Source organism: Rhodoglobus sp. GW821-FHT12B09 (genome assembly GCF_058809925.1).
Genome location: NZ_JBXATB010000007.1, coordinates 23,519 through 40,539 on the forward strand (window position 1 = coordinate 23,519; position 17,021 = coordinate 40,539).

Sequence of the window (17,021 nt, forward strand, 5' to 3'; positions counted from 1 at the left end):
TCACAGGCTAGTACGGTTGGTGGATGCCCCAGCCCCCGCTCATCGTGGTCATGGGTGTGAGCGGCTCCGGCAAGTCGACCATCGGCGAGCGCCTGGCGGCCGGACTCCACGTGCCCTTCGTCGACGCCGACGACCTGCACCCCCTCACCAACGTGGACAAGATGAGCGCGGGCATCCCGCTCACCGATGAGGACCGGTGGCCCTGGCTGCGGAAGGTCGGGGAGGCGGTGGCCGCGGCATCCCGAACCGGCATTGTCGTTGCCTGCTCCGCGCTCAAGCGGTTGTACCGCGACGCGATCCGCACCGCGGCCCCCGACGCCCTGTTCGTGTACCTCGACGGGCCGCGCGACCTGCTCGCGAGCCGGCTCGGCCACCGCGAGGGCCACTTCATGCCGGCGGCCCTGCTCGACTCCCAGCTGGAGGCGCTCGAGCCGCTCGGCGAGGGGGAGCGCGGCATCGTGATCAGCATCGACCACAGCCCCGAGGCGATCGTCAAGACGCTCCTGCGCGAACTCGTGTAAACTCGGCCACTGAACTTCGGCGAGGGAACCATTCTCGGTTCCGTTATCGACGCGGTGGGTGGACTGCCCAGCGCAATTCCGTATCCACACCACCAGGAGAGTCTCATCATGGCTGACGCCAACAACAACGACAGCAACCACCTCGTCACCGAGGTGCGCGACACCTTCGGCAAGGGCGTTGCCCGCAAGATCCGCGCCAAGGGCAAGATCCCCGCCGTCATCTACGGCCACGGCACCGAGCCGCAGCACGTGACCCTGCCGGGCCACGAGACCGCGCTCATCCTCCGCAAGTCGAACCAGGTGCTCGAGCTCGACATCCAGGGCAAGACGCAGCTGGCGCTCGTCAAGGACGTGCAGAAGGACCCGGTGCGCCAGATCATCGAGCACATCGACCTCATCGTCGTCCGCAAGGGCGAGAAGGTCACCGTCGACATCCCCGTGCACCTCGAGGGCGAGTCCGCCTCCGGCACGAGCGTCAACCAGGACGCCAACACGATCTCGCTCGAGGTCGAGGCCACCCACATCCCCGAGAACATCGTCGTGTCGATCGAGGGCCTCGAGGAGGGCGCGCAGATCCACGCGAGCGACCTCAAGCTGCCCGCGGGCGCTTCGCTCATCTCCGACCCCGAGACCCTCATCGTCGGCATCACCGGCGAGGCCGCACAGGACCTGGGTGAGGATGCCGAGACCGAGGCCGCTCCGGCCGAGGAGGCTGCCCCCGCCGAGGACGCTGAGTAATTCAGCTCTTCCGCAAGGCCGTGGACGACCAATGGCTGGTAGTCGGGCTCGGTAACCCCGGGCCCGGCTACGCCGGCAATCGCCACAACGTGGGCCAGATGGCCCTCGCGGAACTCGCGGACCGCTCGTCCGTGACGTTCAAGAACCACAAGGCCGGCGCGAGCGTTGCCGAGGGCCGCACTTTCGCGGCTAAGGGCCCGAACCTCGTCCTGGCCAAGCCCCACAGCTTCATGAACCTCTCGGGCGGCCCCGTCGCGGCGCTGCTGCGGTTCTACAAGATCGAGCCGGACCACCTGATCGTGCTGCACGACGAGCTGGACATCCCGTTCGACACGATCCGCCTCAAGGTCGGCGGCGGGCACGGCGGGCACAACGGCATCCGCGATATCGCTGCCGCGATCGGCACCCCTGAGTTCGCGCGGGTGCGCATCGGCATCGGCCGTCCGCCCGGCCGGCAGCCGGCCGCCGACTTCGTGCTTCGCGACTTCACCGCCGACGAGCGGAAAGTGCTGCCCAACCTGCTGGCCGACGCGGCGGATGCGACCGAGATGGTCGCGGGGGCGGGGCTCGCTGCTGCTCAGCTCAAGTTCCATACGGCTGGTTGAGTAGTGCGCTCTGGCGCGCGTATCGAAACCCGGGTTCGTGGGTTGAGTAGTGCGCTCTGGCGCGCGTATCGAAACCCGGTTTCGCGGGTTGAGTAGTGCGCTCTGGCGCGCGTATCGAAACCCGGGTTTGCGGGTTGAGTAGTGCGCTCTGGCGCGCGTATCGAAACCCAGGTTTGCGTCGGTGAGGTTTCGATACGGCCGCGGGCGGCCTACTCAACCCGCAGGGTTTCGATACGGCCGCGGGCGGCCTACTCAACCCGCAGGGTTTCGATACGGCCGTGGGCGGCCTACTCAACCCGCCGGGTTTCGATACGGCCGCGGGCGGCCTACTCAACCCGCCTGTCGGTCGCGCCGCCTAGACTCGTCCGGTGATACTCGAAGGATTGATCGCGGCCCTTTCGCGCGCCAAAACGTTCGAGAGCGCTCTCGCGTCGGCGAAGCGCAGCACCGATTTCTCCCTCGTCGACGGGCTCCGCGCCCCTCTGCTCGCCGGGCTCCTGACCCGCGAGGGCGGCCCGCGCGCGGCACTGGCTATCGTCGCGACCGGCCGCGAGTCCGAGGCCCTGCGCCGCTCGCTGGCGAGCTATCTGCCGGATGCCCAGATCGTCGAGTTCCCCGCCTGGGAGACCCTGCCCCACGAGCGCCTCAGCCCGAGCGCCGAGACCGTCGGCAAGCGGATCGCGGCGCTGCGGGCCCTCAAGCTGTGGACCCTTCGACAGGCTCAGGGACCGGTGGAGAACTTCGTCCTCGTCGCGAGCGTGCGCGCCGCCCTCCAGCCGCTCGCCGACAACCTCACGACCATCGAGCCGGTCGAGCTCGTCAAGGGCGGCCGGGGCTACGACCTCGCCCACCTCTCGACGCGGCTCGTCGACCTCGCCTACTCCCGGGTGGACATGGTCACCCGCCGCGGCGAGTTCGCGGTGCGCGGCGGCATCGTCGACGTGTTCGCGCCGACCGACGAGCATCCCCTCCGCCTGGAGTTCTTCGGCGACGAGCTCGAGACTCTGCGCGAGTTCTCCGTCGCCGACCAGCGCTCCCTCGACACCGCCATCGACCGCGCCGAGCTGCCGCCGAGCCGCGAGCTGCTGCTCAGCGAGGACGTCCGCCAGCGCGCACGGGAGATGCAGCACGAGTTCCCGAGCCTCTCGACCATGCTCGCGAAGATCGGCGAGGGCATCCCCGTCGACGGCATGGAGTCCCTGGCTCCCGCGCTCGTCAGCAGGCTGGTGCCGCTGACGCACTACCTGCCGAAGGATGCCGCGGTAGCCGTCCTGGCACCGGAGCGGGTGGCCACCAGGGCGGTGTCGCTGGCCGAGACCAACCGCGAGTTCCTCGCGGCGGCCTGGAACGCGGCGACAGCGGGGGCCGAGGCGCCCATCGACCTCGACGCGGGGGACTTCGTCACCCTGAGCGCCCTGCGCGAGTCCGCCGGCGACCGGCCGTGGTGGACGATGAGCGCCTTCGACTCGGGCGCGCCCGAGGAGCTGGAGGCGTCGGCCCTGCAGGCGTACGTGCGCGTCGACGCGACCGCGGTGCCGAGCTTCGCGGGGCAGGCCGACGGCGCCGTCCAGCACGTGGCCGAGCTGCTGCGCGAGGGCTGGAGCGTGACGGTCGTCGCGGAGGGCGCCGGCCTCGTCGAGCGGGCTGCCGACGTGCTGGGGGAGGCCGGGGCATCCGGCCGCATCGTCGACGCGCTGCCCGACACGCTCGATGCCGGCGTCGCCTACCTGCTGAAGGCGTCGGTCGACCACGGCTTCGAGCTGCCGGAGGCGAAGCTCGCGCTGCTGAGCGAGAGCGAGTTCTACGGCCGCGCGGTCGGCTACGACACCCGGCAGGTGAAGCGCCTGGCGAGCCGGCGCAAGAACGTCGTCGACCCGCTGCAGCTCAAGAACGGCGACTTCGTCGTGCACAACACGCACGGCATCGGCAAGTTCCTCGAGCTGGTGCAGCGCGAGGTGAGCACCGGCGGCCGCAACGCGATCAAGACGCAGCGCGAGTTCCTCGTGATCGAGTACGCGCCCAACAAGCGCGGGTACCCGGGCGACAAGCTGTACGTGCCGACCGACCAGCTGGACCTCCTCTCGCGGTACGTCGGCGGCGAGGCCCCCACCCTGAGCAAGATGGGCGGCAGCGACTGGGCCGCCGCGAAGGGCAAGGCGCGCAAGGCGGTGCGCGACATCGCGGTGGAGCTCGTGAAGCTCTACAGCGCGCGGATGGCGTCGAAGGGCCACGCCTTCGGGCCGGACACCCCGTGGCAGCGCGAGCTCGAGGAGGCGTTCGCCTTCGCGGAGACGCCGGACCAGCTCACCACCATCGACGAGGTGAAGGCCGACATGGAGCGCCCGATCCCCATGGACCGGCTGCTGTCGGGCGACGTCGGCTACGGCAAGACCGAGGTCGCCGTGCGCGCCGCGTTCAAGGCCGTGCAGGGCGGCAAGCAGGTCGCGATGATCGTGCCGACTACCCTGCTCGTGCGCCAGCACATGGAGACGTTCGCCGAGCGGTTCGCCGGATTCCCGGTGCACCTGCGCGCGCTGTCGAGGTTCCAGAGCGACAAGGAGTCGAAGGAGACGATCGCGGGCCTGGCGGACGGCACGGTCGACGTCGTCATCGGCACGCACCGGCTGCTCAGCCAGGGCATCGCGTTCAAAGACCTCGGCCTCGTGATCATCGACGAGGAGCAGCGGTTCGGCGTCGAGCACAAGGACGCGCTGAAGAAGCTCAAGACCAACGTGGACATCCTCGCCATGACGGCGACCCCGATCCCGCGCACCCTCGAGATGGCGGTCACGGGCATCCGGGAGATGTCGACCCTCGCGACCCCGCCGGAGGACCGCCACCCGATCCTGTCGTTCGTGGGCCCGTACTCCGACCGCCAGGTCGCGGCGGCGATCCGCCGCGAGCTGCTGCGGGAGGGCCAGGTGTTCTACGTGCACAACCGCGTCTCGTCGATCCAGCGGGTCGCGTCGCAGCTGGCCGAGCTGGTGCCCGAGGCGCGCATCGCCGTCGCGCACGGGCAGATGTCGGAGGCGCTGCTCGAGCAGGTGATGGTCGACTTCTGGGAGCGCAAGTTCGACGTGCTCGTCTCGACCACCATCATCGAGACCGGTCTGGACATCGCCAACGCCAACACGCTCATCATCGACCGCGCGGACAAGTACGGCCTCTCGCAGCTGCACCAGCTGCGCGGCCGCGTCGGGCGCGGCCGCGAGCGCGCGTACGCGTACTTCCTCTACGACGAGCTCAAGCCCCTGACCGAGACCGCGCACGAGCGGCTCGCCACCATCGCGGCGAACAACGAGCTCGGCGCCGGCATGCAGATCGCCCTCAAGGACCTCGAGATCCGCGGTGCGGGAAACCTGCTCGGCGGCGAGCAGTCCGGCCACATTGCCGGCGTCGGCTTCGACCTCTATCTCCGGATGATCGGCGAGGCGGTCTCGACCTTCCGCGGTGATGTCGCCGAGGGGCAGACCGAGCTGCGTCTCGAGCTGCCGGTGGACGCGCACATCCCGGAGGAGTACGTGGAGTCGGAGCGCCTCCGGCTCGAGGCCTACCAGAAGCTCTCGACCGCGTCGTCGCCGGCCGCGTCCGACGACTCCATCGAGCACGTCCTCGAGGAGCTCACCGACCGCTACGGCGAGCCGCCCGAGCAGGTGCAGAACCTCATCGCGGTGTCGAGGCTGCGGCGGAAGGCGCAGAAGGCCGGCCTCGGCGAAGTCGTCGTCATGGGCGACAAGCTGCGCATCGCCCCGGCCGACCTCGCCGACTCGATCCAGGTGCGGCTGCAGCGCATGTACCCGGGGTCCCGCTACCACGCGGCGGCCGCGGCGGTACTGGTGCCTCTGCCTCCGGAGCCGACGGATGCCGCGCTCATCGCCTGGGTGGACGGCCTCCTCGTCGCGATCTTCGGCGCCGAGGTCGCCGTAGCGCCATGATGCCGGGCGCCCGCGCGGTGGCCGCGGCACTCGCTGCGGTCGCCAACCGCGAGGACGCCCAGAACCTCAAGCGCTTCTTCAAGACCGGCAAGGGCGAGTACGGAGCAGGCGACCGGTTTATCGGTGTCAGAGTGCCGGCGACCCGGTCCATCGTGAAGGGCTTCACCGACCTGTCGCCCGGCGACCTGAACGACCTGCTCGACAGCGACATCCACGAGCACCGGTTCGCGGCGCTCGTGATCATGGCCGCGCAGTACAAGAAGGCAGACGCCGCCGAGCAGGAGCGGCTCGTGGACTTCTACCTCGCTGCGATGCGCCGCGGGCGCATCAACAACTGGGACCTGGTCGACTGCTCCGCCGAGTTCATCCTCGGCGAGTACCTCGTCGACAAGCCGCGCGACCTGCTCGCGCGCCTGGCGCGCAGCGGCATCGTCTGGGAGCGCCGCATCGCGGTGCTGTCGACCTTCGCGTTCATCAAGCACGGGGACGCGACGACGACGCTGGAGATTGCGGAGTCGCTGCTGGCCGACAAGCACGACCTCATCCAGAAGGCAGTCGGCTGGATGCTGCGGGAGGTGGGCAAGCGCGTCGACCCCGAGCTCCTCCTCGGGTTCCTGCGGGAGCACGCGGCGCAGATGTCGCGGGTCACCCTCAGCTACGCGACGGAGCACCTCGCCCACGCCGACCGCGTGTACTTCAGGTCGCTGTAGCTCGTCGGACTCGACCCGCCAGCGTTCTCGAAGAGCGTCAGAGCGCGCGCACCAGGCACACCACGTGCCTGTCGGGGTCACGTACGACACTCTGGCGCTCGCCCCACGGCTGGTCGGCAGGCTCGTCGATGATGTCGAGGCCCAGGGATGCCGCGGCCGCGGTCGCCGCGTCCACGTCGTCGACCGCGAACGACACCGCAACGCCGCGGTCGCTCGCCTCGGCGCCGCGCTGGTGCAGCATCACGTCGAGGGAGCCGCTGCGCAGCCGGGCCAGCGGCGCCTCGACGTAGTACGGCTCAAGGCCGAGCACGCCCTGGTAGAAGGCGAGGGAGGCGTCGAGCGACGACACCGAGACGATGATGCGGGCGAGCGAGACGGTCACGCTGAAGATGCTAGCCGGGTGCTACGAGCTCCTCTACGCCGGAGGCGCTGCGGGAACGTCCGCCGGCACCTCGAGCTTCCGGATCAGCGGCTGCTCCCTCCCGTCGACGCGGTGCACCCGGTAGATCGCGACCGGGATGAGCACGAGCGAGCGCAGGTCGAAGACGGCGTGCAGCACGATCGGGACGACGATCGTGCCCGAGACGACGTAGAGCGCCATCATGATCGCGCCGACGACGGTGGTGCCGATGACGCCCGCGGGCCCCTGGTACAGGTGCAGCGCTCCGAACAGCAGCACGCTGCCCAGCACCGCGGCCAGGGCACTGCCGCTCGCGCCGTAGATCGCGGCGGGCAGCGCGAGCCGGAACGTGAGCTCCTCGACGACCCCCGCGTTGATCGAGAGCAGGGCGCCGAGCCGCAGCTCCTGCCGGTTGCGCGGCAGCATCGACTTGATGTCGCCGACGGTGAGCACCTCGTCCTCCTTGCGCGCGGCGCGCACGCCGGCGATCGTGAGGGCGGTGAGCCCGATGACCAGTCCGAGGATGACGCCGACGGTGATCCCCGGGCTGTCAGCCGCCAGCGCCCGGATGTCCCGCAGCCCCGGCCACTCGACGAGCTCCCGCAGCAGCGGCACGATGTAGCCCCCGGCGAGGAGCAGGAGAGCGACGGAGACCCCGCCGAACGAGAGGAACGAGTCGAGCAGCCACCTGCGGAACATCGCCTGCCGCTTCACCGTCGTGCGGTAGCGCTTGAAGCGCTGGTACTCCTTGCGGTCCTTGCGGATGGTGCGCAGCACGAGCAGCGCGACGAGCGCCGCCAGGGCGAGCCACAGGATCGGCCGCGTGAGCGCCCAGGTGGGGTCGAGCATGGGCTCCATCGTGTCATGGGAATGCCGGGGAATGGTCGAGGCTTAACTCCACAATGACCAGTGCTGTCGGTTTCCGCTCCGAGCGCGGACCCATCCTCATCTCCCTCATGGTCACCACCGGGCTGGTCGCGATCGACGCCACAGTCCTCGCAACGGCGGTGCCGACGATCGTCAAAGACCTCGGCGATTTCGCCCTGTTCCCGTGGCTGTTCTCCGTGTACCTGCTCGCCCAGGCGGTGACCGTGCCGATCTACGCGAAGCTCTCCGACACCTTCGGCCGCAAGCCGATCATCCTCGTCGGCATCGGCCTCTTCCTGCTCGGCTCCATCCTGTGCGGCTTCGCGTGGAGCATGCCCGCGCTCATCCTCTTCCGGGCGGTGCAGGGGCTCGGCGCCGGCGCGGTGCAGCCGATGTCGATCACGATCGCCGGCGACATCTACACCGTCGCCGAGCGCGCCAAGGCGCAGGGCTACCTCGCGAGCGTGTGGGCGGTGTCCTCGGTGGTCGGTCCGACCCTCGGCGGCGTCTTCTCCCAGCTGGACATCTGGCGGGGCATCTTCTTCATCAACATCCCGCTGTGTCTGGTGGCGGGGTGGATGCTCGTGCGCTCGTTCCACGAGACCATCGAGAAGCGCGAGCACAAGATCGACTTCGTCGGTGCTGCGCTGCTCGCGGTCTCGATGACCCTGCTCATCCTCGCGGTGCTCCAGGGCGGCGTGAGCTGGGCGTGGGACTCGTGGCAGAGCATCGGCTCCTTCGTGGTGGGCGGCGTGCTACTGGCGGCGTTCGTGTTCGTGCAGACGCGGGCATCCGAGCCGATCCTGCCGCTGTGGGTGTTCTCGCGGCGCTTGCTCGTCACAACCACCCTCATCGCCCTCGGCGTCGGCGCGATGCTGATCGGCCTCACCTCGTACGTTCCCACCTACCTGGAGGGCTCGCTCGACGTACCGCCCCTCGCGGCCGGTCTTGCGCTCGCCGCCCTGACCATCGGGTGGCCGATCGCCGCGACGCTCTCGGGCCGGTTCTACCTCCGCATCGGCTTCAAGCGCACCGCCCTCATCGGCCTCTCACTCGCCTTCGTCGGGACCGTGGCGCTCGCCGTCACCGCCGCGACGCCGTCGATCGCCACCGTCGCGATCGCGTGCTTCGTGATCGGGCTCGGCATGGGCCTCGTCGCGACCCCCACCCTCATCGCCGCCCAGGCGAGTGTCGAGTGGAACGAGCGCGGCGTCGTCACCGGCACCAACCAGTTCGCCCGCGCGATCGGCAGCGCCCTGGGCGTCGCGATCTTCGGCGCTATCGCCAACGCGATCTTCGGGGCCGGGGATGCCGACTCCCTCCCGCCCGCGACGATCGCCGCCGGTGGCGGCGCGGTGTTCCTCGCCGTCGCGGTGGTCGCGCTGGTGACGGTCGCGGCGGGCGTGCTCATGCCCGCCACTCCCGTCGCGCGCACGGGGAGCGTTCCCGCGGCCGCGTAGCGCTCGTACTGTTGGGCGCGCCTGCTGGGCACGCCTGCCGGGCACGCCTGCTGCGCGAGCCCATTAGGCGCGCACTGCCACCGCGAAGGGCAGTACCCCCGGGGCACCCGCGGCCCGTAGCGCACGGGCCGCGGCCGTGAGGGTCCAGCGCGAGTCGGCGAGGTCGTCAACGAGGAGCACCGGGCCTGCGCTCGATTCGAGAGCCTCGGCGAGCGCCGGCCCCACGGTGAAGGCGCCGAACACCTGCGCGAGCCGGAAGGCGCTGTTGCCGCCGGGACCTCCCGCGGGCGGGACCGCGTAGTCGAGGGCGCCGAGGTACGGCAGCCGGCCCGCGCCGGCGAGGCCGCGCGCGACCGAGTCGATGAGCTGCGGCCGGCTCCGGCTCGGCAGCGACACCACGGCGGCCGGGCGCGCCTCCCAGTCCCAGTCGGCGAGCACGCGCACGCAGGCGGCGAGCATCGCCGGCGTCGCGGGCGCGTCGGGCGAGGCGAAGAGCGCGCGGAGCGTGCTGCCCCAGCCGAGGTCGGTGAGACGGGCGAGGGCACGGCCCTCGGCGGCGCGCTCTCCCATGGCGATGTTGCCCCGGGCGAGGGGAGACCCGACGGGCCACTGCGCGCGGGGGTCGATCGGGACGCCGACCCGGTCCAGGGACGAGGCTGCTGCTGCCGTGGCATCCTCGGCAATGCTCGTCGGATACCACGCGCCCGCGCAGTTGTCGCAACGGCCGCAGGGAACCGCGGAGTCGTCGTCGAGGGAGCGCTGCAGGTACGCCATGCGGCACTCGCCGGTGGTCTCGTAGTCGAGCATGTGCTGCTGCTCGGCCTCGCGCTCGGCGGCGATGCGGGTGTAGCGCTCCTCGTCGTAGACCCACGGACGCCCGGTGGCGACCCAGCCGCCCTGCACCCTGCGCACGGCGCCGTCGACATCGAGCACCTTGAGCAGCAGCTCGAGCGGGGTGCGCCGGATATCGACGCGCGCCTCCAGCGCGGGGGTGCTCGTCGGCTCGTCGTCGAGCTCGCGGATCACCGCCTCCGCCCTTGCCTGCGAGGGCATGCTCGCGGTGGCGAAGTAGTGCCAGATCGCCTCGTCCTCGGGGCCGGGGAGGAGCAGCACGTCGGCGTTGTCCGTCGCCCGGCCCGCGCGGCCGACCTGCTGGTAGTACGCGACCGGCGAGCTCGGCGCGCCCAGGTGCAGCACGAACCCGAGGTCTGGTTTGTCGAAGCCCATGCCGAGCGCGCTCGTAGCGATGAGGGCCTTGAGCTCGTTGTTCTTGAGCCGGGCCTCGAGGACCTCCCGCTCGGCGGTGTCGGTCTGGCCGGTGTAGGCGTGCACGTCGTGGCCCGCCTCGCGCAGCAGGCGGGCCGTGTTCTCCGCCGCCGACACCGTGAGGGCGTAGATGATGCCGCTGCCGGGCAGCTCGCCGAGGTGGCTGAGCAGCCAGGCGAGGCGGGACGCGGCGTCGGGCAGGCGCAGCACCCCGAGGCGCAGCGACCTGCGGGCGAGCGGGCCGCGGATAGTGACCACGCCGATGGAGCCCGTCGAAATCTGTTCTGCGACATCGGCAACGACGCGGCTGTTCGCCGTCGCCGTCGTCGCGAGCACCGGCACGTCGGCGGGAAGTTCGGCGATCAGCTCGCGCAGCCGCCGGTAGTCGGGCCGGAAGTCGTGGCCCCAATCGCTGATGCAGTGCGCTTCGTCGACCACGAGCATCCCGGTGCGCCTCACGAGCTCGGGCAGCTGGTTCTCGCGAAACGCCGGATTGTTGAGGCGCTCGGGCGAGACCAGCAGTACGTCGACCTCGTCGTTCGCGAGGGCGCGCTGGATCTCGGCCCACTCGTGCGGGTTGGTCGAGTTGATCGCGACGGCGCGGACCCCGGCTCGGGATGCCGCGGCGATCTGGTCGCGCATGAGCGCCAGCAGCGGCGACACGAGGATCGTGGGACCCGTGCCCCGCCGGCGCAGCAGCAGCGTCGCGACGAAGTACACCGCGGACTTGCCCCACCCGGTGCGCTGCACCACGAGCGCGCGCGAGTGGTCGTCGACCAGTGCGCTGATCGCCTCGAACTGCCCGTCGTGGAAGTCGGCGTCATCGCGGCCGACGAGCGTGCGGAGGATCTCTTGGGCGTCAGTTCGGGTTGTCATCGTGTTCAGTGTCTCAGGGGCCGACGACGGTCTCTCCACAGATTCACGGATGTGTGCAGATCCTGCCCTGTGGAGAATCCACACTCGCTGCATGACAACAGTGATCAAGAAGGCCACCGCCGCCGACCTCATCGCCGCACTGCCCGCCTTCATCGACCGAGATCCGCTCGGCAGCGTCGTGCTCATCGCGTTCAAGGGCAGGCAGTCGTTCGGCGCGCTGAGGCTGGACATTCCGGGATCCGGGGAGAAGCGCTTCGCCGCGACAGCTCTCGGGCTGTTCTGCAAGATCGAGGGCGCGGAGGATGTCGTGCCGGTGATCTGCTCCGACGGCCCGGCGAGCTCTCAGGCCCACCTGCTCGGGGTGCTGGTCCGGCGCTTCCAGCAGGCGGGCTACCCGGTACGTGATGCCCTTGCTGTCGGCTGCGACGGGTACTCCTCGCACTACGACCCGGATGCTCGGCTGCAGCCCCTCGGGGAGATCGAGGCGGCGGCATCCCGACTCGCGCTCGAGCCGCCGGCAGGCGTTCCCGGTCGCGTGCCGCGCGCGGACGAGCTCGCGTGCCGGCGCATGAACGAAGACCTCGCGAGGCTCCGCGCGCTCGTGGAGGAGGACGAGGACCTCTCGGCGTTCGAGCCCATCGAAGACCTGCCGTTCTTCGTGGAGGGCGCGCTCGACTGGGGGGACGGGGAGTTCGCGGAGCACGGCGCGCTGCTGCTCTTCGCGCTCCAGGGGCCGCCGGTGCGCGACCTCGTGATGCTGCAGTGGGCTTTCGGCCTCGAGCTGGGCGACGCGATGTGGTCGGACGAGACGTGCGCAGGCATCGAGGCCCGGAAGAAGTACACCGACGTCGACAAGCTCGCCGCCGAGCTGATGCTGGGCCGCGGTCCGTGCCCTGACCTTGTGCGCGTGACGCTCGCGATCGCACTCCTCACAAGGGTCATCGCGCTCGCGGATGACGCGGACCGTCCCGCCCCGCTGTGCATGCTCGCGTGGCTGAACTGGGCTCGAGGTCGAGGCTCGGCGGCCGGAGCCCATGTTGACGAGGTGCGCTCGATCGCGCCGGACTACAGCATGGGCGAGCTGCTCGACGCGATGTTCAGCCGCGGGCTGATGCCCGAGTGGATCTTCACACCGCCGACTTCTCCACAGATATAGCGGACCTACTCTCGAACATGTGTTCGATTTGAGATAATACAAGTATGAACTCGAACGCGCTTCTGGAGGCTGTGACCGCAGCAATCCGTGCGCTCGAAGCCGTACCCCGCTCGCTCGAGTCGCTCGCGTCGCTCTCTGATGCCGACCTACTCGAACTACTGCAGGTGACTTCCCGCGAGCGGCAGCTTGCCGATACCCACGCCGCACTCATCGCAGGCGAGATCGACAGGCGCTCCGCGCCGGAGCTGGGTGGCGAGGGGATGGCTCGCCGCCTGGGGCTGCGCACCGCTGAGGAGGTGGTGCGGGTCACCAATCGGTCAACGGCTCGCGACGCGGCTGAGGCGGTGCGGGTGGGTCGCATCGTTGCACACGAGGCCACCCCGTGGTTGGGCGCTGTGTCTCAGTCGATTGTGTCCGGTGCGCTGCCGATCGCGTCGGCCGATGCCATCCGCAGCGGGCTCGGCGCGCCGACCGACAGTGTGACTGACGCCATGCTCGCCGATGCCGCGGCCCGTCTCTGCACGGAGGCCGAGGCCCTCGACCCCGATCGGCTTCAGCGTCGAGCGCGGCAGTTGCGCGACGAGCTCGACGAGTCCGGTGTTGTGGAACGGGAGAGCGCCCGTCGCGCGCAGCGCTCCCTGCGGTTCACGAAGCTCGCCGACGGCATGAGCCGCGCCACGTGGCTCATGGATCCGGAGACCAGCGCAGTCTTTGCGAATCTGTTCGACCGCGCGACCTCCCCGCGCCGGGGAGGACCGCGTTTCGTGGGTGACGACGCTGCCGCGCACGCAGAGGCAATCGTCACTGACGAGCGCACGACCGAGCAGCTCGCATCTGATGTGTTCCTCGAGTTGCTCCGGCAGGGCGCTGCCTCCGACTCGAGCCAGCTTCTGGGTTCAGGCGGTGCAGTCATCACTATTCACGTCACGCAGTCGGACCTGGTCTCGGGTGCCGGCCATGCCTACATCGAAGGTCAGACGGACCCTGTTTCGCTCGCGACAGTTGATCGGCTCGCCTGCGGGGGCGCAACGCAGCTCGTTCTGCTTGACGATGCGGGTCAGCCCCTCGATCTCGGCGACGAGGAGCGACTCTTCAGCCGCCGCCAGCGGCGCGCTCTTGCGGCACGAGACGGGGGGTGCATGGCGCCCGGGTGCGATAGGCCGCCTTCCTGGACGGAGGCGCATCACGTCAAACACTGGGCGCGCGACGGCGGCAAGACCGACATTGCCAACGGCATACTGCTCTGTCGATATCACCATCTCCTGTTTCACAACAATGGTTGGGAGATCGAGTTCGACGGTGCCGACTACCGGTTGACCCCGCCACCGGACGTCGATCCGTCACGCGCAGCGATTCTGCTGTCCTCCAAGAACCCGGTGCGGAAGCGGGTGGCGTGACGTGCGCGCGCTGCCCGTGGAGCTGCTCGCGGTGCTGCGCTGTGCGCGTGTTGCTCGCGGTGCTGCGCTGTGCTCGCGGTGCTGCGCTGTGCTCGCGGTGCTGCGCTCTGTGCGTGTTGCCGCTGTGCGCGCTGCTATCGGCACGCGCCCCAGAGTCCCGCGCCCGTGTCACGGGCGGCGTCCTGCGCCGCGTACGCCTCGTCGCGCAGCAGCACGTTCGGCTTGTACATCTCGACCTCGGCGGCGCCCTCGCGCAGCAGCTCGAGGTTCACATTGACTCCGTCGTCGGTGTACACGAAGAGGAGGGAGCGGCCGTACTGGTCGAGCGGCTCCGCGTCCTGCTGCACCCACACGTGCGCGCCCTCGGGAAGGAGGGACCGGGTGAGAGCGGTGGCCTCGTTGCCGAAGCACTCTAGGTCGTCCCCGATCTCGGGGGTGTTAATTCCGAGCATCCGGACTTTGCGGCCGTCTTCGAGGAAGATCGTGTCGCCGTCGTGCACGTACTCGACAACGGCCTCGGTGGCGTCGGCGGGGATGCCGGAGGCCGGGGTGCCGGAGGCGGGCGTGCCGGAGGCCGGGGTGCCGGAGGCCGGGATACCGGAGGCGGGGGTGCCGGAGGCGAGGGTGGCGTCAGGCGCCGCGACGGGCGCGCTGGCCTGGCTCACTCCGAAGTACGCGACGACAGCGAGCACGGCGAGGATCAGCACGATCCCGATGGCCTTGCGCATCAGACGCCGACTCCCGCGAGTCGGGCGATCACGATCCCCGCCGCGATCGCCACGAGGGTGAGCAGCACGAGCATGATCGGCCGGGGCCCTTGGTTGTTCACCGTATGAGTCTGACAGGCTGGGACCTATGACCGACGCCCCTCATCCCAAGCTCGACGAACTGATCGCGGTGCTCGAGCGGCTGCGGGCGCCCGGCGGGTGCGCGTGGGACCGCGAGCAGACCCACGAGTCGCTCGTGCAGTACCTGATCGAGGAGACGTACGAGCTGGTCGACGCCATCGAGTCCGGTGACCGGGACGAGCTGATCGAGGAGCTCGGCGACGTGCTCTACCAGGTCGTGTTCCACTCCGACATCGCCGCCGAGGCCGGCCAGTTCACGCTCGAGGACGTGGCCGAGCACATGACGAAGAAGATGATCGGCCGGCATCCCCACGTCTTCGGCGACACCACCGCCGAAACGGCGGACGACGTGATGGCCGTCTGGGACGACCTCAAGAAGACCGAGAAGCCGCACCGCACGAGCGTGCTCGACGGGATTCCGCAGGGGATGCCCGCGCTCGCGCTCGCCGACAAGCTCCTCGGTCGCGCGCACAAGGTCGGGCTCATCGACGCCACGCTGCCGGGCGCGGTGAACGTCACCGCAGAGGACGAGCTAGGCCCGCTGCTGCTCGCGATCGTCGCGTCGGCGAAGGCGAACGGACTCGACTCCGAACGGGCCCTGCGCAGGGCGCTGCGGGAGCTGCAGGACGAGATCCGAGAGCACGAGGTGCAGCAGGCGGGCGACGCGGGCGTCATCGGGATCGGCTAGAGCACGAGAGTCGGCTAGAGGCCACAAAAGGGCGATGCCCCCTCCAACCCGAATGGAGAGGGCATCAAGGTTCGTTAGATGAACCTGCGAACCGGATGGATTACCCGACCGTCCGGTTCGCTAGGACGATTTAATCGCACGGAGTCGAACGATGTGCGCCGTTTGGATTCCGACACGCTGACGAAATGGACCGATTCAATCGTTTTCGGTGATTCTCGGGCGTGTCACCCGAACGGGGGAGGCTGCGCCGGCCACCCGGGCGGGTGCGAGAGAATCGACGCATGGCCTCTCCCGTCAATCCTCCTCGCGGCATGCGCGACTTCCTGCCCGCCGAGAAGGCGCAGCGCGAGCGCGTGCTCGCCGTCATCCGGTCCACCTTCAGCGGGCGGGGGTTCGACGAGATCGAGACCCCGGTCATGGAGGACAGCGACCGGCTGCACGCGGGGCTCGGCGGCGACAACGAGAAGCTCGCGTTCGGGGTGCTCAAGCGGGGGCTGACCGTCGACGCGATCCGCGAGGCATCCGAGGCGCTCGATCTCGCCGACCTGGGGCTGCGCTTCGACCTGACCGTGCCTCTCGCCCGGTTCTACGCGAGCCACCGCGCGGAGCTGCCGACAGTGTTCCGCGCGATCCAGATCGCCCCGGTGTGGCGCGCGGAGCGCCCGCAGAAGGGGCGGTACCGCCAGTTCGTCCAGTGCGACATCGACATCATCGGCGAGTCCGGGCCGATGGCGGAGATCGAGCTGATCACCGCGACGGCCGCCACACTCGATGCGCTCGGGCTCGAGGGCTGCAGCATCCGGGTCAATGACCGCCGTCTGCTCACGAGCGCGCTCGAGCTGCTGGGCTTCCCGCCTAAAGAGCACGAGCCGGTGCTCATCACCATCGACAAGCTGGACAAGGTAGGGCAGGAGGGCGTCATCACCGAGCTGCGGGACCGCGGCTTCCCGGCGGGCCCGGTCGACGCGCTCGAGGCGTTCTTCCGCCGACCGACCACCATGGAGTTCCTGCCCTTCGGCGAGGCTGCGATCCGCAAGGTCCTTCCCGAGGGCGTCGACGAGGCCGCGGTGGCCGAGCTCGCGGGCATCGGCCAGGCCGTGAACCAGGTCATCGGCCGCGACATCGTCACCTTCGACCCCTGGCTCGTGCGCGGCATGGGCTACTACACCGGCGCGATCTTCGAGGTCGCCCACCCCTCGCTCGGCTACTCCCTCGGCGGCGGCGGGCGCTACGACGGCATGATCGGCAGGTTCTTGGGCACGGATGTCCCGGCCGCGGGCTTCTCGCTCGGCTTCGAGCGCCTCGTGGAGCTCGTCGAGCTCGACGGCGACGCCGGCCGCGAGGCCGTGGCCCTGGTGTACGACGCGGACGTGGACCCCGTCCGCCTGCTCGCACTCCAGTCGCAGCTCGTGGTGGAGGGCAAGCGCGTGCGCATCGAGCGGCGCCCCAAGAACATCAAGTCGCTGCTCGAGGTGCTCGAGGCATCCGGATTCTCGTCCTACGCGGCGGTCACGGCCGACGGCGGTGTGGGGGAGTGGAAGGCGCTGGGCTGAG

At 69.8% G+C, this 17,021-nt stretch carries 14 protein-coding genes; 10 read left to right on the forward strand and 4 right to left on the reverse strand.

The window, feature by feature from the left end:
- Positions 1 to 23 precede the first annotated feature (23 nt).
- The 5 genes from AC1RTC_RS13180 to AC1RTC_RS13200 all read left to right on the forward strand — a co-directional run bounded on the left by AC1RTC_RS13180 (position 24) and on the right by AC1RTC_RS13200 (position 6,509).
- Positions 24 to 521 (forward strand): gluconokinase, encoded by a 498-nt coding sequence (locus AC1RTC_RS13180; RefSeq protein WP_493156380.1) that lies wholly within the window; start codon positions 24 to 26, stop codon positions 519 to 521.
- Between the two features lie 108 nt (positions 522 to 629).
- Positions 630 to 1,259 (forward strand): 50S ribosomal protein L25/general stress protein Ctc, encoded by a 630-nt coding sequence (locus AC1RTC_RS13185; RefSeq protein WP_493156381.1) that lies wholly within the window; start codon positions 630 to 632, stop codon positions 1,257 to 1,259.
- A gap of 20 nt (positions 1,260 to 1,279) precedes the next feature.
- Positions 1,280 to 1,864, forward strand: coding sequence for an aminoacyl-tRNA hydrolase (gene pth / locus AC1RTC_RS13190; RefSeq protein ID WP_493156383.1), 585 nt, complete (start codon positions 1,280 to 1,282; stop codon positions 1,862 to 1,864).
- Between the two features lie 368 nt (positions 1,865 to 2,232).
- Complete coding sequence (gene mfd, locus AC1RTC_RS13195; RefSeq protein WP_493156385.1) at positions 2,233 to 5,799, forward strand: transcription-repair coupling factor; 3,567 nt, start codon at positions 2,233 to 2,235, stop codon at positions 5,797 to 5,799.
- Entirely contained in the window at positions 5,796 to 6,509 is a 714-nt protein-coding gene (locus tag AC1RTC_RS13200; RefSeq protein ID WP_493156387.1) for a DNA alkylation repair protein, read from the forward strand. Before mfd ends, AC1RTC_RS13200 begins: the two co-directional genes overlap by 4 nt.
- Before the next feature lie 37 nt (positions 6,510 to 6,546).
- On the opposite strand, the gene AC1RTC_RS13205 is transcribed toward AC1RTC_RS13200, so the two are convergent.
- On the reverse strand, positions 6,547 to 6,891 hold the full coding sequence (locus tag AC1RTC_RS13205) for a VOC family protein (protein WP_493156389.1): 345 nt from the start codon (positions 6,889 to 6,891) through the stop codon (positions 6,547 to 6,549).
- A gap of 33 nt (positions 6,892 to 6,924) precedes the next feature.
- A complete protein-coding gene (locus tag AC1RTC_RS13210) occupies positions 6,925 to 7,758 on the reverse strand; it encodes a CPBP family intramembrane glutamic endopeptidase (RefSeq protein WP_493156391.1) in 834 nt (277 codons plus the stop codon).
- 53 nt (positions 7,759 to 7,811) lie between these two features.
- Between AC1RTC_RS13210 and AC1RTC_RS13215 the strand changes: the two genes are divergently transcribed.
- Entirely contained in the window at positions 7,812 to 9,236 is a 1,425-nt protein-coding gene (locus AC1RTC_RS13215) for an MFS transporter (RefSeq protein ID WP_493156393.1), read from the forward strand.
- Positions 9,237 to 9,299: 63 nt separating this feature from the next.
- On the opposite strand, the gene AC1RTC_RS13220 is transcribed toward AC1RTC_RS13215, so the two are convergent.
- Entirely contained in the window at positions 9,300 to 11,378 is a 2,079-nt protein-coding gene (locus AC1RTC_RS13220; RefSeq protein WP_493156395.1) for a RecQ family ATP-dependent DNA helicase, read from the reverse strand.
- A 91-nt stretch (positions 11,379 to 11,469) separates the two neighbouring features.
- Here AC1RTC_RS13220 and AC1RTC_RS13225 point away from each other — a divergent pair, with 91 nt between their 5' ends.
- On the forward strand, positions 11,470 to 12,534 hold the full coding sequence (locus tag AC1RTC_RS13225; protein ID WP_493156397.1) for a DUF4192 family protein: 1,065 nt from the start codon (positions 11,470 to 11,472) through the stop codon (positions 12,532 to 12,534).
- 44 nt (positions 12,535 to 12,578) lie between these two features.
- Positions 12,579 to 13,931, forward strand: coding sequence for an HNH endonuclease signature motif containing protein (locus AC1RTC_RS13230; RefSeq protein ID WP_493156399.1), 1,353 nt, complete (start codon positions 12,579 to 12,581; stop codon positions 13,929 to 13,931).
- Positions 13,932 to 14,065: 134 nt separating this feature from the next.
- Here the strand turns inward: AC1RTC_RS13230 and AC1RTC_RS13235 are convergent, their stop codons facing one another.
- On the reverse strand, positions 14,066 to 14,659 hold the full coding sequence (locus AC1RTC_RS13235; RefSeq protein WP_493156401.1) for a thermonuclease family protein: 594 nt from the start codon (positions 14,657 to 14,659) through the stop codon (positions 14,066 to 14,068).
- 127 nt (positions 14,660 to 14,786) lie between these two features.
- On the opposite strand from AC1RTC_RS13235, the gene AC1RTC_RS13240 reads away from it, so the two are divergent.
- The gene (locus tag AC1RTC_RS13240; RefSeq protein WP_493156403.1) at positions 14,787 to 15,467 is read left to right on the forward strand and encodes a nucleoside triphosphate pyrophosphohydrolase; all 681 of its coding nucleotides are present in this window, start codon (positions 14,787 to 14,789) and stop codon (positions 15,465 to 15,467) included.
- A 281-nt stretch (positions 15,468 to 15,748) separates the two neighbouring features.
- Entirely contained in the window at positions 15,749 to 17,020 is a 1,272-nt protein-coding gene (hisS, locus tag AC1RTC_RS13245) for a histidine--tRNA ligase (protein WP_493156405.1), read from the forward strand.
- Position 17,021 lies beyond the last annotated feature (1 nt).